The organism is Geodermatophilus sp. SMS 5-13 (assembly GCF_059428245.1).
The window spans coordinates 5,309,745-5,331,533 of the sequence record NZ_CP165729.1 but is presented as its reverse complement, the minus strand read 5'-3'; the positions used below and the strand labels follow the sequence as shown (position 1 = coordinate 5,331,533).

The 21,789-nt window shown below is 73.1% G+C and carries 21 protein-coding genes; 12 read left to right on the top strand and 9 right to left on the bottom strand.

Annotated features, from left to right (window positions below; genetic code table 11):
• Window positions 1-13 precede the first annotated feature (13 nt).
• Window positions 14-1,474, top strand: coding sequence for an NAD-dependent succinate-semialdehyde dehydrogenase (locus tag AB3388_RS25820; RefSeq protein WP_495408183.1), 1,461 nt, complete (start codon window positions 14-16; stop codon window positions 1,472-1,474).
• A gap of 103 nt (window positions 1,475-1,577) precedes the next feature.
• Here the strand turns inward: AB3388_RS25820 and AB3388_RS25815 are convergent, their stop codons facing one another.
• Genes AB3388_RS25815 through AB3388_RS25795 form a run of 5 tightly spaced genes read right to left on the bottom strand, consistent with a single transcriptional unit; the run spans window position 1,578 to window position 5,926 of the window.
• Complete coding sequence (locus AB3388_RS25815; RefSeq protein WP_495408182.1) at window positions 1,578-2,234, bottom strand: carboxymuconolactone decarboxylase family protein; 657 nt, start codon at window positions 2,232-2,234, stop codon at window positions 1,578-1,580.
• A 14-nt stretch (window positions 2,235-2,248) separates the two neighbouring features.
• Window positions 2,249-4,306, bottom strand: coding sequence for a xanthine dehydrogenase family protein molybdopterin-binding subunit (locus tag AB3388_RS25810; RefSeq protein WP_495408181.1), 2,058 nt, complete (start codon window positions 4,304-4,306; stop codon window positions 2,249-2,251).
• The gene (locus AB3388_RS25805; protein WP_495408179.1) at window positions 4,303-4,767 is read right to left on the bottom strand and encodes a (2Fe-2S)-binding protein; all 465 of its coding nucleotides are present in this window, start codon (window positions 4,765-4,767) and stop codon (window positions 4,303-4,305) included. Before AB3388_RS25805 ends, AB3388_RS25810 begins: the two co-directional genes overlap by 4 nt.
• A complete protein-coding gene (locus tag AB3388_RS25800; RefSeq protein WP_495408178.1) occupies window positions 4,764-5,426 on the bottom strand; it encodes a GntR family transcriptional regulator in 663 nt (220 codons plus the stop codon). The genes AB3388_RS25805 and AB3388_RS25800 overlap by 4 nt, the downstream gene beginning before the upstream one ends.
• The gene (locus AB3388_RS25795; RefSeq protein ID WP_495408177.1) at window positions 5,423-5,926 is read right to left on the bottom strand and encodes a VOC family protein; all 504 of its coding nucleotides are present in this window, start codon (window positions 5,924-5,926) and stop codon (window positions 5,423-5,425) included. The genes AB3388_RS25800 and AB3388_RS25795 overlap by 4 nt, the downstream gene beginning before the upstream one ends.
• 134 nt (window positions 5,927-6,060) lie before the next feature.
• On the opposite strand from AB3388_RS25795, the gene AB3388_RS25790 reads away from it, so the two are divergent.
• Window positions 6,061-8,238 carry an alpha-ketoacid dehydrogenase subunit alpha/beta gene (locus tag AB3388_RS25790; RefSeq protein ID WP_495408176.1) on the top strand — a complete coding sequence of 726 codons (2,178 nt, stop codon included), beginning with the start codon at window positions 6,061-6,063 and terminating at the stop codon, window positions 8,236-8,238.
• A 3-nt stretch (window positions 8,239-8,241) separates the two neighbouring features.
• Window positions 8,242-9,561: a dihydrolipoamide acetyltransferase family protein gene (locus AB3388_RS25785; protein ID WP_495408175.1), complete on the top strand. Its 1,320-nt coding sequence runs from the start codon at window positions 8,242-8,244 to the stop codon at window positions 9,559-9,561.
• Here the strand turns inward: AB3388_RS25785 and AB3388_RS25780 are convergent, their stop codons facing one another.
• The gene (locus tag AB3388_RS25780; RefSeq protein WP_495408174.1) at window positions 9,562-10,989 is read right to left on the bottom strand and encodes an AI-2E family transporter; all 1,428 of its coding nucleotides are present in this window, start codon (window positions 10,987-10,989) and stop codon (window positions 9,562-9,564) included. It abuts the gene before it with no gap.
• 105 nt (window positions 10,990-11,094) lie between these two features.
• Here AB3388_RS25780 and purB point away from each other — a divergent pair, with 105 nt between their 5' ends.
• The 7 genes from purB (at window position 11,095) to AB3388_RS25745 (ending at window position 17,959) form a co-directional block, all read left to right on the top strand.
• Window positions 11,095-12,402 (top strand): adenylosuccinate lyase, encoded by a 1,308-nt coding sequence (gene purB / locus AB3388_RS25775; RefSeq protein WP_495408172.1) that lies wholly within the window; start codon window positions 11,095-11,097, stop codon window positions 12,400-12,402.
• The gene (locus AB3388_RS25770) at window positions 12,399-13,262 is read left to right on the top strand and encodes a phosphoribosylaminoimidazolesuccinocarboxamide synthase (RefSeq protein ID WP_495408171.1); all 864 of its coding nucleotides are present in this window, start codon (window positions 12,399-12,401) and stop codon (window positions 13,260-13,262) included. Before purB ends, AB3388_RS25770 begins: the two co-directional genes overlap by 4 nt.
• 127 nt (window positions 13,263-13,389) lie before the next feature.
• Window positions 13,390-14,268: a DUF559 domain-containing protein gene (locus AB3388_RS25765; protein WP_495408170.1), complete on the top strand. Its 879-nt coding sequence runs from the start codon at window positions 13,390-13,392 to the stop codon at window positions 14,266-14,268.
• A gap of 99 nt (window positions 14,269-14,367) precedes the next feature.
• On the top strand, window positions 14,368-14,607 hold the full coding sequence (gene purS / locus AB3388_RS25760) for a phosphoribosylformylglycinamidine synthase subunit PurS (RefSeq protein WP_495408169.1): 240 nt from the start codon (window positions 14,368-14,370) through the stop codon (window positions 14,605-14,607).
• 12 nt (window positions 14,608-14,619) lie between these two features.
• Window positions 14,620-15,291, top strand: a complete 672-nt coding sequence (gene purQ, locus AB3388_RS25755; RefSeq protein ID WP_495408168.1) for a phosphoribosylformylglycinamidine synthase subunit PurQ — start codon at window positions 14,620-14,622, stop codon at window positions 15,289-15,291.
• The gene (purL, locus tag AB3388_RS25750) at window positions 15,288-17,573 is read left to right on the top strand and encodes a phosphoribosylformylglycinamidine synthase subunit PurL (RefSeq protein WP_495408167.1); all 2,286 of its coding nucleotides are present in this window, start codon (window positions 15,288-15,290) and stop codon (window positions 17,571-17,573) included. The genes purQ and purL overlap by 4 nt, the downstream gene beginning before the upstream one ends.
• Window positions 17,573-17,959, top strand: a complete 387-nt coding sequence (locus AB3388_RS25745; RefSeq protein WP_495408166.1) for a sterol carrier family protein — start codon at window positions 17,573-17,575, stop codon at window positions 17,957-17,959. Before purL ends, AB3388_RS25745 begins: the two co-directional genes overlap by 1 nt.
• Window positions 17,960-17,994: 35 nt before the next feature.
• On the opposite strand, the gene AB3388_RS25740 is transcribed toward AB3388_RS25745, so the two are convergent.
• Window positions 17,995-18,141 carry an MFS transporter small subunit gene (locus AB3388_RS25740; RefSeq protein ID WP_495408165.1) on the bottom strand — a complete coding sequence of 49 codons (147 nt, stop codon included), beginning with the start codon at window positions 18,139-18,141 and terminating at the stop codon, window positions 17,995-17,997.
• On the bottom strand, window positions 18,138-19,562 hold the full coding sequence (locus AB3388_RS25735; protein WP_495408164.1) for an OFA family MFS transporter: 1,425 nt from the start codon (window positions 19,560-19,562) through the stop codon (window positions 18,138-18,140). The genes AB3388_RS25740 and AB3388_RS25735 overlap by 4 nt, the downstream gene beginning before the upstream one ends.
• 154 nt (window positions 19,563-19,716) lie before the next feature.
• On the opposite strand from AB3388_RS25735, the gene AB3388_RS25730 reads away from it, so the two are divergent.
• Together AB3388_RS25730 and AB3388_RS25725 are read left to right on the top strand one after the other, a co-directional pair.
• Window positions 19,717-20,802 (top strand): S-(hydroxymethyl)mycothiol dehydrogenase, encoded by a 1,086-nt coding sequence (locus tag AB3388_RS25730; RefSeq protein WP_495408163.1) that lies wholly within the window; start codon window positions 19,717-19,719, stop codon window positions 20,800-20,802.
• Window positions 20,802-21,407 (top strand): MBL fold metallo-hydrolase, encoded by a 606-nt coding sequence (locus tag AB3388_RS25725; protein WP_495408162.1) that lies wholly within the window; start codon window positions 20,802-20,804, stop codon window positions 21,405-21,407. Before AB3388_RS25730 ends, AB3388_RS25725 begins: the two co-directional genes overlap by 1 nt.
• A gap of 18 nt (window positions 21,408-21,425) precedes the next feature.
• Here AB3388_RS25725 and AB3388_RS25720 read toward each other — a convergent pair whose 3' ends face one another.
• Window positions 21,426-21,761, bottom strand: a complete 336-nt coding sequence (locus AB3388_RS25720) for a hypothetical protein (protein ID WP_495408161.1) — start codon at window positions 21,759-21,761, stop codon at window positions 21,426-21,428.
• Window positions 21,762-21,789 lie beyond the last annotated feature (28 nt).

Genomic DNA, 21,789 nt, shown 5'->3' with positions numbered 1-21,789 from the left:
CCGGAAGGCCCCCATGACGCTCGACGCCCTCGGCGACTTCGACTACCTGTTCACCGACCTCTGGATCGGGGGCAAGCCGGCGCCGGCCTCCGACGGCGGCCGCTTCGACGTGCTCGACCCGGCGACCGGCCGGGTGCTCACCACCGTCGCCGACGGCACGGTGGACGACGCGATCGCGGCGGTCGACGCCGCCGACGCCGCGGCCGCGGCCTGGGCGGCCACCGCCCCGCGGGAGCGCTCGGAGATCCTGCGCCGCGCCTTCGACCTGATGACGGCGCAGGCGGACACCCTGGCCCGGCTGGTCACGCTCGAGAACGGCAAGGCGCTGCCGGACGCGAAGGGCGAGGTCACCTACGCCGCGGAGTTCTTCCGCTGGTACGCCGAGGAGGCCGTGCGGGCCAACGGCGCGGTGACGACGGCGCCGTCCGGTGCGAACAAGATCCTCGTGGTGCAGCAGCCGGTGGGCATCTGCGTGCTGGTGACTCCGTGGAACTTCCCGGCCGCGATGGCCACCCGCAAGATCGGCCCCGCGCTGGCCGCCGGCTGCACGGTCATCCTCAAGCCGGCCAGCGACACACCGCTCACCGCGCTGGCCATGGCCCGCATCCTGGAGGACGCCGGCGTGCCCCCGGGCGTGGTCAACGTGCTGCCCGCCCGGCGCTCGGGCGCGGTCGTGTCGGCCATGCTGCACGACCCGCGGGTGCGCAAGCTGTCGTTCACGGGTTCGACCGAGGTCGGCCGGGTGCTGCTGCGCGAGGCGGCCGACCAGGTCATCAACTGCTCGATGGAGCTCGGCGGCAACGCCCCGTTCCTCGTCTTCGCCGACGCCGACCTCGACGCCGCCGTCGAGGGCGCCATGATCGCCAAGATGCGCAACGGCGGCGAGGCGTGCACCGCGGCCAACCGGTTCTACGTCGAGCGGCCCGTGGCCGAGGAGTTCAGCCGGCGGCTGGCCGAGCGGATGTCCGCGCTGCAGGTCGGGCCCGGGCTGGCGGAGGAGACCCAGGTCGGCCCGCTGGTCAACGACGACACCGCGGCGAAGGTCGACGAGCTCGTCCGGGGCGCGGTGGACGGCGGGGCGACGGCCGTCGTCGGGGGCCGCCGTCCCGACCGCGAGGGCTTCTACTACGAGCCGACCGTCCTGACCGGCGTCGAGCCGGGTTCGGCGATCCTCCGCGAGGAGATCTTCGGGCCGGTGGCGCCCGTGGTCGCCTTCGACGACGAGGACGAGGCGATCCGGCTGGCCAACGACACCGAGTACGGCCTGGTCTCCTACCTGTACACCGCTGACCTCGCCCGCGGCCTGCGGGTCAGCGAGGCGCTGGAGTCGGGCATGGTCGGCCTCAACCGTGGGCTGGTCAGCGACCCGGCGGCGCCGTTCGGCGGGACCAAGCAGAGCGGCATCGGCCGCGAGGGCGGCCACGACGGGATGCTCGACTACCTGGAGAGCAAGTACATCGCCGTCTCGTGGTGACGAGCTCAGACGGCCTCATGAGCGCCGTGCGGTGAACCGCTGGGGCCCGGAATCGGTGCGATTCCGGGCCCCAGCAGTTCGAACGATGCGGCGGTGCGGGGGATCAGACCTGGGCGGTGGGCGCCGGCTGGTTCTTCGCGGCCCAGTAGTCGGGGCGGCCCTTGCTCTCGGCAAGCTCCTCGGCGGTGCGGAAGCCCGGTGCCATCGAGGCGTCGGTGCCGGCCAGGTACTGGTGGTGGTCGATGCCGAGCAGCCGGATCCAGCTCTGCTGGCCGAAGGTCAGCGCGATGCAGCAGCCGAGCTCGACCAGCTCCGGCTCGGAGAAGTGCGCGTGCAGCCGGGCCCAGAAGCCCTCCTCGTCGGCCGGCATGCCCCACGCGATCGCCTCGGCGTAGGCCAGCGCCGCCTTCTGCCGCTCGTCGTACTGGTCGGACTTCTCGAAGTTGAGCAGCTCGTCGTACTGCATCTCCTCGAGGCCGGCCTTCGCCGCCTTGATCGAGCGCTGGTTGCCGCAGAACTCGCACAGCACCGTGCGGGAGATGTAGACGCGGCACAGCTCCTTGGTCGCGTGGTCGCAGACACCGCTGTGGAACAGCGACTTCCAGGAGTCGGCGAACGCCCAGAACGCGTTCGGCGCGTGCGCACGGACGGCGGAGCTCTCCGGCCGCGGCGTCCCCTCGCGGGCGCAGCGGTGCATCTCCTCCTGCATCGCCTCGTTCATGTCCTCGAGCGGGACGTAGCTGATGTGCGGGCGGGGCATGACGGACTCCTTCGTCAGTCGGTTGCGGTGATCGCGGCCTCGACGGCCTGGGCGGTCAGGGGGAGATCGCGGACGCGGACCCCGACGGCGGCGGCGACGGCGTTGCCGATCGCACCGGCGGTGGGGCCCTGTGCCGCCTCGCCGGCGCCGAGCGAGGGCGCGGCGGAGTCGACGAGGTGCACCTGGATCTCGGGCACCTCGGAGAAGCGCAGGATCGGGTAGCCCTCCCAGTCGTCGCTGGTCACCCGGCGGCGGTCGAAGCGCACCCGCTCCTTGAGCGCCCAGCTGGCGGCCTGGATCGTGCCGCCCTCGATCTGGAAGCGGACGCCGTCCGGGTTGATCACCCGGCCGACGTCGACGGCGACGGTGAGCCGGCGCAGCCGGATGTCGGTCTCGGCCTCGACCTCGGCGACGACGGCGCAGTAGGCGCCGCGGCCCTTGTACCGGGCGACGCCGAGGCCGCGGCCGGTGCCCTCGGGCAGCGGCGTCCCCCAGCCGGCCCGCTCGGCGGCCGTGGTGAGCACGGCGCGCGCCCGCTCGTCGGTGAGGTGGCGCAGCCGGAACTCCAGCGGGTCCTGCCCGGCCAGCTCGGCGAGCTCGTCCATGAACGACTCGATGCTGAACACGTTGAGGAACGCGCCCAGCGCCCGCAGCGCCGAGGAGCGCACCGGGTTGTCGAGCAGGCGGTGCCCGTGGATGCGCCGGTTGCCGACGTCGTACAGCGGGACGGCGTTGCGCGTGGAGCCACCGCCGGCCGCGGCGGGCGGGTCGGCCGCCGCCGGGGCCGGGAGCGGCCGCGCGAGGTGCGTGCCGGCGAGCAGGCCGGGCACGCCCGCGTAGCCGGGGCGGGCGGTGTGGCCCTGCGACCAGACGTCGTAGCTCCACGACACGATCCGGCGATCCGCGTCGAGCTGAGCCGACACGTGGCTGGCCATGGCCGAGCCGAACGGCGCCCACGACAGCTCGTCGCGCCGGCTCCACTGCACCTGCACCGGATGGCCGGGCACGGCCCGCGCCAGCAGGACGGCGTCGAAGGCGACGTCGTCGGCGCCGTTGTGGCCGTAGCAGCCGGCGTTCTCGACGTGCTCCACGGTGATCCGCGCCGGGGGGACGTCGAGGGCGTGCGCGATCGCGTCGCGCAGCCGGTGCACGCCCTGGCTGGAGCTCCACACGTGCACGCTGCCGTCGGTGTCCCAGTGCGCGATGCCGCAGCTGGGTGCGATCGAGGCGTGCGCCAGGAACGGGCGGCTGTAGCGGGCGGACAGGGCGGGGCCCGACGCGGAGGTCTGCCCGGCGTCGTCGAGCACCGCCACGGTCTCGGTGGGGGACTCCTGCAGGAAGGCGACGAGGTCGCGCTCGTCGGGCAGTGCGTCGTCCTCGGTCCAGGTCGCCGCCTTGCGCAGGCGCTCGACGGCGACGGCGACCGCGGCCTCGTCGGGGCCGACGACGCCGAGGAACGAGCCGTCGCGGACGACGGTCAGCCCGTCGACGGCCACCGGCGCCACGTCCACCAGCTGCGCTCCGGGAGACGGTGGGCGGACCACGCGGCCGAACAGCTGCCCCGGCAGGCGCAGGTCGGAGATGTATCGCGGCCGCCCGGCGATCTTGTCGGGCAGGTCCAGCCGGGCCGCGCTGGTGCCGACCACCCGGTAGGACGACGGATCCGCGAGCGGCACCGCGGGGTCGGCGTCGACGTCGAGGTCCACCTCCGCGGCGCCGTAGGGCCGGCCGGCGTACCGCGCGCGCACGTTGGCGCAGACCACGCGGACCGCGGGCGCGGACTCGACGATCGACATGCTGCCCGCGGTCAGGCCCTCGTCCGGCCCCGCGCTGGAAGCCGGCAGCATCCGGATCCGGTCGAGCGGCACGCCGAGCTCCTCGGCGGCCACCTGGGCGAGGGCGGTGAGGATCCCCTGCCCGAACTCGACCTTGCCGACCCGCAGCTCGACCGTGCCGTCGGGGCACACCCGCACCCACGAGGAGAGCCGCGGGTTGGCCGCGAGGTCCTTGGGCAGCTCGGGCGAGCCGGCGGCGGTGTCGACCCGGGGGGCGGTGTCGGCGGCGGTGGTCACGATGCATCCCCCGCCGCGACGACGGCGTCGATGATCCGGCGCTGGGCGCCGCAGCGGCAGAGGTTGCGGTCCAGCGCCCGCGCCACGGTGGCGGCGTCGGGGGCGGGCACCTCCTCCAGCAGGGCGGCGGCGCGGACGGCGATGCCGGAGATGCAGAACCCGCACTGGGCGGCCTGCCGGTCGAGCAGCGCCTGCTGCACCGGGTGCAGGGCGCCGTCGGCGCCGAGGCCCTCCACGGTCACGACGTCGTGGCCGGCGGCGGCCCACACCGGGGTGTCGCAGGACGGGACGACGGCGCCGTCCAGCCGGACGAAGCAGGCTCCGCACTGGCCCAGGCCGCAGCCGAACCGCGGGCCGAGCAGCCCGAGCTCGTTGCGCAGCACGGTGAGCAGCGGGGTGTCGGGCTCCGCCGACACCGACGCCTCCCGGCCGTTGACGCGCAGGCCGAACGTCTCCTTCATCGGGTGAACACCTCCGGGTGGCGGCCCAGCTCGATCCGCGTGCGGCGGATGTGCCCGGCCAGGCAGCGCTCCGCGTCGACGACGTCGCGGCGGGCGATCGCGTCGAGCAGCAGGCGGTGCTCGGCGTTGATGACCCACTTGCGGCCGGGGCCGGTGAGCGTGACGAACGTGCGCCGGTAGTGCGCGGTGGAGTTCCACAGCCGGGTGACCGTGGCGGTCAGCTGCTCGATCCGGCAGCCGGTGTAGCTCTGCAGGTGGAACTCGCGGTCCAGCTCGAGGAAGGCGGCGACGTCGTCGTTGGCCTCGATGCGCTCCTGGACGTCCTCGAGGTGCCGGATCTGGGCGTCGGTGAGGTTCGGGATGCTCTCGGCGATCGCCAGCTGCTCGAGCTGCTCGCGCATCTGGTAGATGACGTCGACCTCGTGCATCGACAGGCTGGGTACGCGGGCGCCGCGGTGCCGCTCGTGCTCGGTGAGGCCCTCGGCCTCGAGGATGCGCAGCGCCTCGCGGACCGGCAGCCGGCTCGAGCCCAGCCGCTCGGCGACCTCCTCCTGGCGGATCCACTCGCCGGGGGCGATCTGGCCGGTGAGGATCGCGTGCCGCAGGTAGTGGGCGACCCGCGAGCTGGCCGCCCCGATGCCCGAGCCCACCTCCGTCATGCGAACGCCTCCGGGGTGCGGAAGTACGCCTTGCCCTCCGGATAGCTCACCAGCTCGAACTGCATGCCCCACGGCGCGAGGAAGTAGACCCAGCGCTGGCCCTCGTGCGCGCCCTTGCTCGCCGTCGGCTCGCCGAGCACCCGGACGCCGTGCTCGCGCAGGTGGGCGACCGCCGCGTCGAGGTCGTCGACGTACAGGGCGACGTGGTGCCCGCCGATGTCGCTGTTGCGTGGGGGCACCGGGTTCTGGTCGGGCGCCTCGTAGGAGAAGACCTCGAAGACCGCCTGGCCGCCGCAGCGGAAGAAGCTGTTGCGCCGCATGACCGCCCGCGGGTGGACGTTGAGGTGCTCGGCCATCCAGTCGGTGTCCTCGTGTACGAACGGCCCGAGCGAGTACAGGTACTCGCAGCCGAGGACGTCGACCAGGAAGGCCCGCGCCTGCTCGAGGTCGGGAACCGTGAAGCCGATGTGGTCCACGCCCGTCAGCCCCGGCAGTGCCATGTGCGCCTCCCTCGAATCACGCGGTCTGGATCCAAATACTAGGCGAATGTGAGTCAGCACACTAGTATCTAACGCAACCTGCTCGAACTCGGATCCAATCCGGCTCCGTGAGCACGTCCGCGAGGAGAAACCCGATGCCCCTGCACCGACGGCTGGAACCGGCCGCTCCGTGGGTGGAGCTGGTCGCCACCGACGAGGACTGGGACGCCGCCGACCCCGAGCTGCTGCAGGCGATGCACGCGCAGCTGGTGCTGATCCGCGTGTTCGAGGAGTACGTCCTCGAGCTGGCCGGTGCTGGGCTCATCCACGGGCCGGCGCACTCCAGCATCGGCCAGGAGGGCGGCGCGGTCGGCTCGGCGCTCGCGCTGACCAGCGCCGACCAGGTCAACGGCACCCACCGCGGGCACCACCAGTTCCTGGCCAAGGCGCTGCACCACGTCGCGCCCAAGGGCATCGACCTGACCGCGCCGGTGGCCGACGACGTGCGCGAGGTGCTGCTGCGCACCCTCGCCGAGATCTGCGGGCTCGACCGCGGCTGGAGCCACGGCCGCGGCGGCTCGATGCACCTGCAGTGGAAGGACGCCGGCGCGATGGGCACCAACGCCATCGTCGGCGGCGGCGTCCCGCAGGCCGCGGGCTTCGCCTGGGCCGACCGGCAGGCCGGCACCGACGCGGTCTCGGTGACCTACTTCGGCGACGGGGCGGCCAACATCGGCTCGACGCTCGAGACGCTGAACCTCGCCGCGGCCTGGAAGCTGCCGGTCTGCTTCTTCATCGAGAACAACCGCTACGCCGTCTCCACCAACGTCTTCGAGGCCACCGGCGAGCCCCGGCTCTCCGGGCGCGGGCCGGGCTTCGGCGTCGCCAGCTGGAAGGTCGACGGGATGGACCCGCTCGCCGTCCACCTGGCCGTGCAGGCGGCGGTCGCGCACATGCGGGCCGGCAAGGGCGCCACTCTCGTCGAGGCCGACACCTACCGCTACTTCCACCAGAACGGCGGCTTCCCCGGCAGCGCGTTCGGCTACCGCTCCAAGGAGGAGGAGCGGGAGTGGCGCGCCCGCGACCCGATCGACCAGGTCGCCGGCCACCTGGTCCGGCGGGGCATCCTCACCGCCGCCGGCCACGACGCCGCCGTCGCCGCGGCCAAGCAGGCGATGGCCGAGGTCGGCGAGGTGCTCTTCGAGCCCGACCCCGACGGCAAGCCCGGCGCGCGCCGGATCCGCGCCTCCGAGTGGCCCGACCCGCGGTTCGTGGACGTCGGCGTGCGCGGCGACCTGTCGGAGTTCGCCGACGCCCGGTTCGCCGACGTCGACGACTTCGCCGGCGAGCTCACCGAGGGCAAGTTCATCGAGTCGGTCGCCGCCGTCATGGGCCGGCGCATGGAGACCGACGAGCGCGTCGTCGTCATGGGCGAGGACGTGCACCGGCTCAACGGCGGCACCAACGGCGCCACCCGTGGGCTCAAGGACCGCTTCCCCGACCGCATCCTCGGCACGCCGATCAGCGAGAACGCCTTCGCCGGCCTGGGCGGGGGGATCGCGATCGACGGACGGTTCCGTCCCGTCGTCGAGTTCATGTACGCCGACTTCATGTGGGTCGCCGCCGACCAGCTGTTCAACCAGATCGGCAAGGCGCGGCACATGTTCGGCGGCGACGGCTCGGTGCCGTTCGTGCTGCGCAGCAAGGTGGCGATGGGCACCGGCTACGGCTCGCAGCACTCCATGGACCCGGCCGGCATCTTCGCCACCAACCCGGGCTGGCGGATCGTCGCGCCGACGACGCCGTTCGACTACGTGGGGCTGATGAACGCCGCGCTGCGCTGCGAGGACCCGGTCGTCGTCCTCGAGCACGTCGACCTCTACAACTCCACCGGTCCCGCCCCGGTCGACGACCTGGACTACTGCCTGCCGGTCGGCAAGGCCGCGGTGCGCCGGACCGGGTCGACGGTCACCGTCCTGACCTACCTGGCGATGACGCACTACGTGCTCGACGCGGTGGAGGCCGGCGGGTTCGACGCCGAGGTGATCGACCTGCGCTGGCTGGACCGCGCCAGCATCGACTGGGAGACGATCGGCGAGAGCATCCGAAAGACCAACAACGTGCTCATCGCGGAGCAGGGCGCCGTCGGGACGTCGTACGGCGGCTGGCTGGCCGACGAGATCCAGCGGCGGTTCTTCGACTGGCTCGACGCCCCCGTGCAGCGGGTGACCGGCGGCGAGGCCTCGCCGAGCATCAGCAAGGTCCTCGAGCGCGCGGCGATCGCGCAGAGCGCCGAGGTCACGGCCGCGCTGCGCGAGATCACGGAGGCCTGAGCGATGGCACGGCTGATGCGCATGCCCGAGGTCGCGGCGGGCGGCACCGAGGCGGTCCTCGCCGGCTGGTCGGTGGGCGAGGCCGCCGAGTTCGGCGCCGAGGACGTCGTCGCCACGGTGGAGACCGAGAAGGCGGTCGTCGACGTCGAGGCCGAGCAGGCCGGCGTCGTCCTCAAGCTGCTGGTCGCGCCGGGGGCGACGGTCGAGGTCGGCGCGCCGATCGCGGTCCTCGGCGACCCGGGGGAGCGGGTCGACGACCTCGCCGCCGTGCTGGCGTCGCTGGGCGTCGGCCGGCTGCCCGACTCGCCCCCGGACCCGGAGGGCGGCAAGCAGGAGGCGCCGCCCAGCCCGGCGGTGCCGGAGCCGCTGGTGGCCACCGCGGAGGCGGTCGCCGGGCCGGTCTCCGCGGCGGCCGCCGTGAACGGGAACGGGCACCGGCGGATCTTCGCCAGCCCGCTGGCCCGGCGGCTGGCCCGCGACGCCGGGCTCGCCCTCGAGTCGATCGCCGGCACCGGCCCGGGCGGGCGGATCCTGCGCCGGGACGTCGACGCGGCCAAGGCGCAGTCGCCCGCACCGGCACCGGCGCCCGCGGCGGCACCGGCGCCCGCGGCCACCGCCGCCGCCGTCCCGACCGCCGCCGTCCCCGCGGACTGGACCGACGTCCCGCACACGCCGATGCGGCGGGCGATCGCCCGCCGGCTCACCGAGAGCAAGCAGACGATCCCGCACTTCACCGTGCGGGCGACGCTGCGGGTCGACGACCTGCTGCGGCTGCGTGCCGGCCTGGCCGAGGCCGGCACGAAGGTGTCGGTGACCGACCTGCTGGTCAAGGCCGCGGCGCGGGCGCACACCGCGGTGCCGCGGATGAACGCGATCTGGACGCCCGAGGCGATGCGGCAGTTCTCCGCCGTGGACGTCGCCCTCGCCGTGGCCACCGAGACCGGCCTGCTCACCCCCGTCGTCCGGGCCGTGGACCGGTCGCCGGTGTCGGAGGTAGCGGCCACCGTGCGCGACCTCGTGGACCGGGCCCGCGCCGGGCGGCTGCGCCAGGACGAGCTCGAGGGCGGCACGCTGACGATCACCAACCTCGGCATGTTCGGCACCGAGGAGTTCGCCGCGATCATCAACCCGCCGCAGTCGGCGATCCTCGCCGTCGGTGCCGCGCGGCAGGAGCCGGTCGTCACCGACGGCGCGCTGGCCGTGGCCACGGTCGTGAAGGTGACGCTGTCCGCGGACCACCGGGTGATCGACGGTGCCCTGGCGGCCGAGTGGATGGCGGCGTTCACCGCCACCGTGGAGCAGCCGCTGCGGATCCTGGTGTAGCTACGTCGCTTGGACGACGGGCTTCGCCCGCTCGGGCCTCGGCTCGGGCGGGCGGGGCCCGTCGTTGCGGCGGGACAGGTACGTGCCGGCCACGTTCGCGCAGGCGACCGTCGGGACGGCGATCAGCGCGCCGAAGATGCCGCCGACCAGCAGGCCGGCGGCGATCGCGAGGACGACGGCCAGCGGGTGCACGCGGACGGCGCGGCCGAGCAGCAGCGGCTGCAGGACGTGCCCCTCGAGCTGCATGACCAGGATGACGATCGCCAGCGCGATCAGCGCCTTGATCGGCCCCTCGGACACCAGCGCGACCAGGACGGCGACCGAGCCGGCGAGGAACGACCCGATGATCGGGATGAACGCCCCGAGGAAGACCAGCGCGGCCAGCGGGATGACCAGCGGCACGCCGAGGATCGCCAGCCCGATGCCGATGCCGATGGCGTCGACCAGCGCGACGGCGACCGTCGCGCGGACGTAGGAGATCAGCGTCCGCCAGGCGCGGCGGGCGGCCTCGTCGAGGTAGGCGCGGGAGTCGCGGGGGAACAGCCCGACCAGCCACAGCCAGATGGACCGGCCGTCCTTGAGGAAGAAGAACAGCGTGAACAGCGCCAGGACGATGCCGGTGAACACCTCGCCGACGGTGGCCGCGGTGGTCAGCGCCCCGGTGGCGATCGTCTGCTGGTTGCTGACCAGGGTGTCCTGCAGCTGGGTGACGGCCTGCGAGAGCTGGTTCTTGGTGATCGGGAAGGTGCTGACGATGAAGTCCTGCACCTGCCCGATGCCCTGGCTGACCTGCGCTGCCAGGTCGCTGAAGCCGGCGGTGAACCGCTCGACGACCAGCGTGATGATCCCGGCGACCACCGCGAGGCCGACGAGGAGCATCGCCAGCGCGGCCAGCGACCGCGGCCACCCCCGCTTCACCAGGCCGGCCGCCCCGGGCTGCAACAGGGCGGCCAGCAGCAGCGCCACGATCACCGGGACGACGACCACGGCGATCGTCGCCATGGCGTAGAGCAGCGCGTACAGGCCGGCGAGGACGACGATCAGCCGCCACGACCAGGCAGCCGCCGTCCGGAGGCCGATGGGGACGACGGCGTCGGGGGAGCCGGCCGTGCGGTCGCGCAGCAGCCGGGTGGTGCGCTCGCCGGGCCGGTGCGGCCGGCCGCCGTTGGGCGGCCCGCTGACGCCGCCCGGGCCTATCGGGCCGTCCAGGTCCGGCGCCCCGGGCTCGGGACTGCCCAGCGGGGGACGGTCGGACCCGTCCGTGTCGGGCGCGGTGCCCGAGGGGCGCTCGGGGGCGTCGACCTCGTCGTCGTGCAGCAGGATCGCGCGGTCGTCGTCCCGCTCGGGCCAGGCGTGCGGATCGTGCTCGGCGGCCGCGCGGATGCGCTCCCGGGCCCGCGCCACCACGGAGTTCGCCCGTCGCAGCATGGCGCACCTCCGCCCGGGTTCTAGGGGCCGTCGATGATCACGGTATCCCTACGGGGAGGATGGTCCCGTGGTGCGACGAGCTGACCGGACCGAGGCGGTACCCGCATGATCGAGCGGTACACGCTCCCCGACATGGGTCGGGTCTGGAGCGACCAGCACAAATACGAGCTGTGGTGCCGGGTGGAGACCCTGGTGCTGGAGGCGCACGCGGCGGCCGGCCGGGTGCCCGCCGACGTGGTCGAGCCGGTGCGCAACGCCCCGCCGCCGACGCCCGAGCGGGTCGCGGAGATCGAGGAGACGACGCAGCACGACGTCATCGCCTTCCTCACCGCGTGGGCCGACAACACCTCGCCGCGCTCGGCCGCCGCCTACGTGCACCACGGCATGACGTCGTCCGACCTGCTGGACACCGCGCTGGCGGTGCAGCTGACCGACGCCACCGACGTCCTGCTGGCCAAGGCCGACCGGCTGGTCGCCGCGCTGCGCGACCACGCGCTGGCCCACCGGTCCACGATCAAGGTGGGCCGCACGCACGGCGTGCACGCCGAGCCGGACGTGTGGGGCCACCGGGTCGCCGACATCGCCTTCGCCATGGCCCGGTCCCGGGACCGGCTGCGGGCGGCGCGGGAGCGGGTGGGCGTCGTCGCGATCTCCGGCGCCGTCGGCACGTACTCGCTGATCGACCCGTCGGTCGAGGTGGCCGTCGCCGAGGCCCTGGGGCTGCGGCCGGCCGAGGCCTCCACGCAGGTGGTGCTCCGCGACTCGATCAGCGAGTGGGTCTCGGCGCTGGCGATCATCGCCACGGTCTGCGAGACGGTCGCCCTGGAGGTGCGGCACGGGCAGCGGACCGAGGTGCGGGAACTGTCCGAGGCGTTCGGCTCGGGCCAGAAGGGCTCGAGCGCGATGCCGCACAAGAAGAACCCGATCCGCTCCGAGCGCATCGCCGGGCTGGCGCGGGTCGTGCGGGCCGCGATCGTGCCGGTCATGGAGGGCATCCCGCTCTGGCACGAGCGGGACATCTCGCACTCCTCGACCGAGCGGGTGTTCCTGCCCGACGCGGCGATCACCACCGACTACCTCCTGCACCTGACCACCGGGCTGGTCGAGAACCTGGTGGTCGACGCCGACCGGATGCGGGCCAACCTGGAGTCCACCGGCGGGCTGATCTACACCTCGTCGGTGCTGCTGGAGCTGGTCGAGGGCGGGCTGTCCCGCGAGGACGCCTACGCGCTGGTGCAGTCCGCGGCGATGGAGACGTGGAACACCGGGACGCCGTTCCGGTCGACGCTGCGTGCCCGTGCCGAGGCGGACGGCGTGAAGCTGGACGAGGCGCGGCTGGACGAGATCTGCCGGCCGGAGCAGTACGTGCAGAACCTCGGCCCGCTGTTCGAGCGGGTCGCGGCGCTCACGTGACGATCGACCTGCCCCTCGTCGCGCGGGGAAAGGTGCGCGAGATCTACGACGCAGGCTCCGATCGCCTGCTGCTCGTCGCGTCGGACCGGATCTCCGCCTACGACTGGATCCTGCCGACGCCGATCCCCGACAAGGGGCGGGTGCTCACCCAGCTGTCGGTGTGGTGGTTCGAGCAGTTGGGGCAGGTGCTCGAGCGCTTCGGGGCGTCGCACCACCTGGTGTCGGCCACCGACGTCCCGCCGTCCGTCGCCGGTCGGGCGATGCTGGTGCGGCGGCTGGAGATGCTGCCGGTCGAGTGCGTGGCGCGCGGCTACCTGTCCGGCTCGGGGACGAAGGAGTACGAGCGCACGGGCTCGATCCGGGACGTCTCCCTGCCGCCGGGGCTGGTCGAGGGCTCGCGGCTGCCGGCGCCGGTGTTCACGCCGTCCACGAAGGCCGAGATCGGGGAGCACGACGAGGCGATCGACTTCTCGCGCGTCTCCGAGCTGGTGGGCGCCGGGCGGGCGGACGAGCTGAAGGCGCTGACGCTCGCCCTGTACTCCCGGGCCGCCGAGATCGCCGAGACGGCCGGCATCGTCCTGGCTGACACCAAGTTCGAGTTCGGGCTGGACGGCGGCGAGTTGGTGCTCGCCGACGAGGTGCTCACCCCCGACTCGTCGCGCTTCTGGCCGGCGTCCTCGTGGGCCCCCGGCGCGGCGCAGCCGTCGTACGACAAGCAGTACGTCCGCGACTGGCTCACGCACGAGTCGGGCTGGGACCGCGTCTCCCCGCCGCCGGAGCTCCCGGACGACGTCGTCGCCGCCACCCGCGAGCGCTACGTGACCGCCTACGAGCAGCTCACCGGCCGCGCGTTCACCTGACCGCCCCCCCCCGCGAGATCTGCACACTCGCGGCCATCAGCTGCCTGATGGCCGCGACGACGCAGAACTCACCCGGGGCTGTGGACGGCGGGAGCGGGACGCGGCCTCGCTCGGCGACAGTTCCGCGGTGCCTGCGCGACGAGTCCGCTCCCGTCTCACCGCTCCGACGACGGCGGCTGCCGCGCGCGAAGCAGGCCTGAGCTCCTGGCACCTGCGCCACCCCGACGTCCTGCGTCTCTCGCGGGACACCTATCTGCCGCGCTCCTTGGGCAACGATCCGGCGGCGCGCATGGCGGCGGTCCTGCTGAGCGCGCCCGAACGAGCCGTCGTCAGTCACGTCAGTGCTGCTGCCCTGTGGGAGCTGGCCGTTCCGCTGCAGCGCGACGACGAGCGGGTCCACGTGACCGTGCTGCCCGGTTCCGCCGTCCGGAACCGGAGCGACCGCTGCATCCACCGCACGCCGTACGTCGCTGACGACGTCACCCGGCGCCACGGCTTCCCGGTGACGACGCCGACACGCACGTGGCGTGATCTCGCTGCGGTGCTGCCACCGGCCGGACTGCTCGCCGTCACCGATCAGCTGCTGGCGCGCTGGTGCACCCGGGAAGACCTGGAACGGCAGTTGGCTCGCCGGCCCGGTGGTCGTGGGTCGGCCCGTGCGCGGGCGGTCCTGCCGGTCATGGACCCGTCCGCCGAGTCGCCGATGGAATCGGTGATGCGGTGGTTGCTGCACGAGGCCGGGCTGCCTGCGCCGGTGCTCCAGCACGTGATCCACGACGAGGCGGGCCGCTTCGCCGGTCGGGCGGACCTGGCGTGGCCGGACCGTCGTGTGCTGGTCGAGTTCGACGGCGACCTGCACCGTGACCGCGCGGTGTTCGTGAACGACCTGAGACGGCAGAACCGGCTGATCGCCGCCGGCTGGACCGTGCTGCGGTTCTCCTCGGCCGATCTGCTCGGCCGGCCCGACGCGGTGATCGCGGAGATCCGTGCCGCTCTCGCCGGATGAGTTCTGCGATCCTGCGGTCATCGAGGGCGTGAAGGCCGCGAGTGTGCAGATCTCGCGGGGGAAACGGGGGCGGAAAGGCCGCCAGGTACCCTCGTGCACGTGCCGCGGGTGGTCGTCGACGTCGTCCTCAAGCCGGAGATCTCCGACCCCCAGGGTCAGGCGGTGCTCGGCGCACTCGGCCGGCTCGGCCACGAGGGCGTGCGCAGCGTGCGCCAGGGCAAGCACTTCGTCCTCGACGTCGAGGGCACGCCCGACGAGGCGGAGCTGAAGCAGATCGCCGAGACCCTGCTGGCCAACCCCGTCATCGAGGACGTCGAACTGCACCTCCCGACCGACTGAACGGATCTGCTCGTGCGCATCGGGATCATCACCTTCCCGGGCTCCCTGGACGACGTCGACGCCGCGCGCGCGGTGCGCCTGGCCGGCGGTGAGCCGGTCGCGCTCTGGCACGCCGACCACGACCTCAAGGACGTCGACGCCGTCGTCCTCCCCGGCGGCTTCTCCTACGGCGACTACCTGCGGGCCGGCGCGATCGCCGCCCGGTCGCCGCTCATGGCCGACGTCGTCGCCGCGGCCAAGGGCGGCCTCCCGGTGCTCGGCATCTGCAACGGCTTCCAGGTGCTCTGCGAGTCCGGCCTGCTGCCCGGCGCGCTGACCCGCAACAGCCACCTGCACTTCCGCAACCGCGACCAGGTGCTGCGCGTCGAGCGCGCCGACACCGCGTGGACCGCCGATTACGAGCCGGGCCAGCGGATCGTCATCCCGGTCAAGAACGGCGAGGGCCGCTACGTGGCGGCCGACAAGGACCTCGACCGGCTCGAGGCGGAGAACCGGGTCGTCTTCCGCTACGTCGACGGCAACCCGAACGGCAGCTCCCGCGACATCGCCGGCGTGGCCAGCGAGAACGGCCGCGTCGTGGGGCTCATGCCGCACCCCGAGCACGCGGTCGAGGACCTCACCGGCCCGTCGGTCGACGGGCTCGGCTTCTTCACCTCGGTCCTCAAGGCGGTCGTGAACGCGTGAGCATCGACACCGTCGAGTACGCCGGGAAGACGCCGGACGACGAGCAGCCCTGGGCCGAGCTCGGTCTCAAGGACGACGAGTACCGGCGCATCCGCGACATCCTCGGCCGCCGGCCGACCACCGCCGAGCTGGCCATGTACAGCGTGATGTGGAGCGAGCACTGCTCCTACAAGTCGTCGAAGGTGCACCTGCGCCGCTTCGGTGACCTGCCGGCGAGCGAGTCGCTGCTGGTCGGCATCGGCGAGAACGCCGGCGTGGTCGACGTCGGCGACGGCTACGCGGTCACCTTCAAGGTCGAGTCGCACAACCACCCGAGCTACGTGGAGCCCTACCAGGGCGCGGCCACCGGGGTCGGCGGCATCGTCCGCGACATCCTCACCATGGGCGCCCGACCGATCGCGGTCATGGACTCGCTGCGCTTCGGCCGGGCCGACGCGCCCGACACCGCCCGCGTGCTGCCCGGTGTCGTGGCCGGCGTCGGCGGCTACGGCAACTGCCTCGGCCTGCCCAACATCGGCGGGGAGCTGCTCTTCGACGACTGCTACGCCGGCAACCCGCTGGTCAACGCGCTGTGCGTCGGCGTGATGAAGCACGAGGACGTCCGGCTGGCCAAGGCCGAGGGCATCGGCAACAAGGTGATCCTGTTCGGCGCGCGCACCGGCGGTGACGGCATCGGCGGCGTCAGCGTGCTCGCGTCGGAGACGTTCGACGCCGAGGGCCCGGCCAAGCGCCCGAGCGTGCAGGTCGGCGACCCGTTCACCGAGAAGCTGCTCATCGAGGCGTGCCTGGAGATCTTCGCGGCCGACCTGGTCACGGGGATCCAGGACCTCGGCGGCGCCGGGCTGTCCTGCGCGACGTCGGAGCTGGCCAGCGCCGGCACCGGCGGCATGCACATCGACCTCGACACGGTCCCGCTGCGCGACTCCACGCTCACGCCGGCCGAGATCCTGATGAGCGAGTCGCAGGAGCGCATGTGCGCGATCGTCGAGCCGGGCAAGGTCGAGCAGTTCCTCGCCGTCTGCCGCAAGTGGGACGTGCTGGCCACCGTCATCGGTGAGGTCACCGACGGCGACCGGCTCGTCGTCGACTGGCACGGCGAGCGGATCGTCGACGTCCCGCCGCGGACGGTGGCGCACGAGGGCCCGGTCTACGACCGGCCGATGGCCCGACCGGCCGACCTCGACGCCCTCCGGGCCGACGACCCGGCGAAGCTGTCCCGGCCGACGACGCCGGAGGAGCTGCAGGCGCACTGGCTGGCCGTCGTGGCCAGCCCGGACGGCGCGGACAAGACCTGGGTCACCGAGCAGTACGACCGCTACGTCCGCGGCAACACCGTGCTCGCCCAGCCCGAGGACGCCGGGGTCGTGCGCATCGACGAGGAGACCCACCGCGGCATCGCGCTGGCGCTCGACGGCAACGCCCGCTTCGCCCGGCTCGACCCCTACGCCGGCGCGCAGCTGAACCTGGCCGAGGCCTACCGCAACGTGGCCGTGAGCGGCGCCCGCCCGCTCGCCGTCACCAACTGCCTGAACTTCGGCTCCCCCGAGGAGCCGGAGGTGATGTGGCAGTTCGCCGAGGCCGTCCGCGGGCTCGCCGACGCCTGCCGCGAGCTCGGCCTGCCGGTCACCGGCGGCAACGTCAGCCTCTACAACCAGACCGGGGACGTCGCGATCAACCCGACGCCGGTGATCGGTGTGCTGGGCGTGCACGACGACGTCCGGACGCGCATCCCGAGCGGCTGGCGGACCGAGGGCGAGACCGTGCTGCTGCTCGGCGAGACGAGGCCCGAGTTCGGTGGGTCGGCCTGGGCGTCGGTCGTCCACGGCCACCTCGGCGGCCGCACGCCGGCGCTGGACCTCGAGGCGGAGCGGAAGCTGGCCGAGCTGCTCGGCGCGCTGGCCCGCGAGGGGCAGATCGGCTCGGCCCACGACCTCGCCGACGGCGGGCTGGCGCAGGCGCTGGCCGAGTCGGCGCTGCGCTACGGCGTGGGCGCCCGGCTGAGCCTGGGCAGCGACGCGTTCACCGCGCTGTTCAGCGAGTCCACCGGCCGCGTCGTCGTCACCACGACCGACCCGGGCGGCGTCAAGACGACGGCGGACTGGGCCGGCGTGCGCGTGACCGAGCTGGGGACCACCGGCGGGGACGCCCTCGTCGTCGACGGCGTCGCCGAGTTGCCGCTCGCCGAGCTCCGGGCGGCGTGGACGGCGACCCTCCCGGCGCTGTTCGGCACGCCCGAGGCCACAGTGGGCAGCGTCCCGGCGGGGACCGTCCCGACGAGCTGATGCCGGCGTCGGCACCGATCCCCGCCGAGGAGCTGGCCGCCGCCGTCGAGCCGGTCCGCGCCTGGCTGGCCGGGGACGGCGAGCAGCCGCCGCGCGCCGTCGTCGGTGCCGCGGTGAAGACCAGCGCCCGCTGGCTGGCCCAGCAGGTGCCCGGCCGCTCGGTGGAACTGCGGGTGCCGCCGCACGTCGCCGTCCAGCTGGTGCCCGGGCCCCGGCACACCCGCGGGACGCCGCCCAACGTGGTCGAGACCGACGCCGCCACCTGGCTGCGGCTGGCCACCGGGACGACGACCTGGGCCGACGCGGTCGCCGACGGCGCGATCAGCGCCAGCGGCAACCGCGCCGACCTCTCCGCGCACCTCCCGCTGCGCCCTTTGTCGCGATGAAGCACCCGCGCTTCATCGCGACAAAGCGCGCAGGCTCAGCCGGTGAAGAGCGCGGACGCTGCCTGGATGGTGCGGATGAGGCCGTAGAGCAGCGGGATGCCCACCAGAACCCACGCGAACACGACGAACGCGATCGGGGGATATGTGGCCGGACGGCTGTCGGCGGCCGGTGTCGTGGTCATCGGGCAGCGCTCCGTTCCTGGATGTGCTGGGCGTGGGTGAACTGCTCGACCGCTTCCTTGGGCTCGTGCCACTTGTCGGCCACCGGCCGGATCAGCAGGTTGGCGACGAACCCGACCGCGAGCAGGCCGATCATGATGAACAGCGCCGGCCGGTAGTCCGCGGCGACCAGCTCACCCGGGGTGCCCCGGGTGTCGAGGATGCCGTTGACGATCAGCGGTCCGGCCACACCGGCCGCCGACCACGCGGTGAGCAGCCGGCCGTGGATGGCCCCGACCTGGTAGGTGCCGAACAGGTCGCGCAGGTACGCCGGGACCGTGGAGAACCCGCCGCCGTAGAAGCTGATGATCAGCGCGGCGGTGAGCACGAAGATCCAGGTCGCCGACGACCCGACGGTGGCCAGGATCAGGTACAGGATCATGCCGACGCCGAGGTACACCATGTAGATGTTCTTGCGGCCGATGTAGTCCGACGTCGTCGACCACACGAACCGCCCGCCCATGTTGAACAGGGAGAGGACGCCGACGAAGCCCGCGGCCGCGCTGGCGGCCACCAGCGAGGTGTCCCCGCGGCGGAAGAAGTCCTGGATCATCGGCGCGGCCTGCTCGAGGATGCCGATGCCCGCGGTCACGTTGCAGAAGAGCACCGTCCACAGCAGCCAGAACTGCAGTGTCTTCGTGGAGTTGCGCGCCGACACGTTCTCCGTCGTCACCAGGGCCTTCTGCTTGACCCTCGAGGGGTCGAAGCCGGCCGGCCGCCAGTCGTCGGCCGGGACCCGCACGATCAGGGCCCCGAACAGCATGAAGACCAGGTAGACCAGGCCCAGGGTGAGGAACAGCAGCGAGACGGACGTGCCGTTGGGCACCGACGTCGGGTCCGCGGCGTCGTAGGTCGGGTCGTACAGGGCCATGAGCTGGCGGGACAGCGGCGAGGCGATCAGCGCGCCGCCGCCGAAGCCCATGATCGCCATGCCGGTGGCCAGGCCGGGGCGGTCCGGGAACCACTTGATCAGCGTGGAGACCGGCGAGATGTAACCGATGCCCAGGCCGATGCCGCCGATGACGCCGTAGCCGAGGTACAGCAGCCACAGCTGCTCGGTGGCGATGCCGAGGGAGCCGACCAGGAAGCCGACCGACCAGCACACGGCCGCGACGAACATGGCCGCCCGGGGGCCGTTGCGGTCGACCCAGGTGCCGAAGACCGCCGCGGACAGGCCCAGCATGACGATCGCGATCGAGAAGATGATGCCGATCGCGGTGAGGCTCGAGTCGAAGTGGTTGACCAGGGCGGTCTTGTACACGCTGGTCGCGTACGCCTGCCCGATGCACAGGTGGACGGCGAGGGCGGCGGGTGGGATCAGCCAGCGGTTGAAACCGGGCCTGGCGACGATCCGCTCACGGGCGAGGAAACCGGGTACTGCCATGGGGCGACCTCCGATGGGTCGGGACCGGGCACCGGCGCCCGGCCTGGGGTTTCCTTGAAAAACGAACAAACGGTACGTCCGGCTGCACACGATTGCCTGTCGAGCGAGACGCCCCCGTGACCTCACGCCGCCGGGTCGTTCCTAGGCTCTGGGCATGCCGCACGAGGTGAGGGGCGTCGTCGCCCGCGCGAAGGGTCAGCCGGTCAGCATCGAGACGATCGTGGTGCCCGACCCCGGGCCGGGGGAGGCGGTCGTCGACGTCCAGGCGTGCGGGGTGTGCCACACCGACCTGCACTACCGCGAGGGCGGGATCAACGACGACTTCCCGTTCCTGCTCGGCCACGAGGCCGCCGGCGTCGTCTCCGCCGTCGGCGAGGGCGTCACGAACGTGGCCGTCGGCGACTACGTGATCCTCAACTGGCGGGCCGTGTGCGGGCAGTGCCGCGCCTGCCTCAAGGGCGACCTGCACTACTGCTTCAACACCCACAACGCCGCCCAGAAGATGACCCTGCTCGACGGCACGGAGCTGTCCCCGGCGCTGGGCATCGGCGCGTTCGCCGAGAAGACCCTGGTGCACTCGGGCCAGTGCACGAAGGTCGACCCGAAGGCCCCGCCCACGGCCGCGGGCCTGCTCGGCTGCGGCGTGATGGCCGGCGTCGGCGCGGCCATGAACACCGGCGCGGTCCAGCGCGGGGAGAGCGTGGCGGTCTTCGGCTGCGGCGGCGTCGGTGACGCGGCGATCGCCGGCGCACGGCTCGCCGGGGCGACGACGATCGTCGCCGTCGACATCGACGACCGGAAGCTGGAGTGGGCCAGGAAGCTGGGCGCCACGCACACGGTGAACTCGAAGGACACCGACGCGGTCGAGGCGGTCAAGGCGGCGACCGGCGGGTTCGGCGTCGATGTCGCCATCGACGCGGTCGGCCACCCCAAGGTCTTCGAGCAGGCCTTCTACGCCCGCGACCTGGCCGGCCGGGTGGTGATGGTCGGCGTGCCCACCCCGGACATGACGATCGAGCTGCCGGCGATCGAGATCTTCGGCCGGGGCGGCGCGATCAAGTCCTCCTGGTACGGCGACTGCCTGCCCAGCCGCGATTTCCCGATGCTGATCGACCTGTACCTGCAGGGCCGCTTCCCGCTCGACGAGTTCGTCTCCGAGACGATCGCGCTCAAGGACGTCGAATCCGCCTTCGAGAAGATGCACCGCGGCGAGGTGCTGCGCTCGGTGGTCGTCTTCTGATGGCCCGGATCGAGAAGGCCGTCGTCAGCGGGGTCTTCAGCCTCGACGGGCAGGACTTCGACGTCGACAACAACGTGTGGCTGGTCGGGGACGACGACGAGGTCCTCGTGATCGACGCCCCGCACGACGCGGCGCCGATCGTCGAGGCGATCGGCGGCCGCCGGGTGACCGCGATCGTGCTGACCCACGGGCACAACGACCACATCACCGCGGCGCCGGCGCTGCGCGAGGCCACCGGCGCGCCGATCTGGTTCCATCCCGCCGACCGCATGCTGTGGGAGATGACCCACGAGGGCGTCGAGCCGGACGAGGCGCTCGGCGAGGGGACGGCGTTCCGCATCGCCGGGACGACGCTGAGCGCGCTGCACACCCCCGGTCACTCGCCGGGCAGCACCTGCCTGCACGCACCCGACCTCGGCACGGTCTTCACCGGCGACACGCTCTTCTGCGGCGGGCCGGGCGCGACCGGGCGCAGCTTCAGCGACGAGCCGACGATCCTGGCCTCGATCCGCTCGAAGCTGCTGACGCTGCCCGGCGACACCGTCGTCCACACCGGGCACGGCGACGACACGACGATCGCCGCCGAACTGCGCACCGTCGGCTGAGGGAGCCGCCGTCCGGGCTCAGGTCTCCGTCGCGCCCGATCCGTCGGGACGGCGCTGCTCGCTCTCGGGCCGCGGCGCCGTCCCCGTGCGCTCGAGGCGCTGGCGGATCGCGGCGACGTTGAGCGCGAGGTCCTCGAGCGCCTCGACGGCGCGCGTCGCGAGCGCGAACGTGAGGTTCTCGCGCTGCTCCTCGGGACTGGGCTGCCGGTAGCGCTCCCGCTCGGAGGACTCGAGCGGCCGGCGCGTCGCCGCCGCCCACGGCTCCGAGTCGCTGCGCTGCTCGGAGAACAGCTCGCGCAGCATCCGCTGCGCCAGCTCGAGGAAGTCACCCGGGTCGGGCCGGTTGGTCGCCATGCGAACTCCTCTCGGCTCGTGTCCAGCA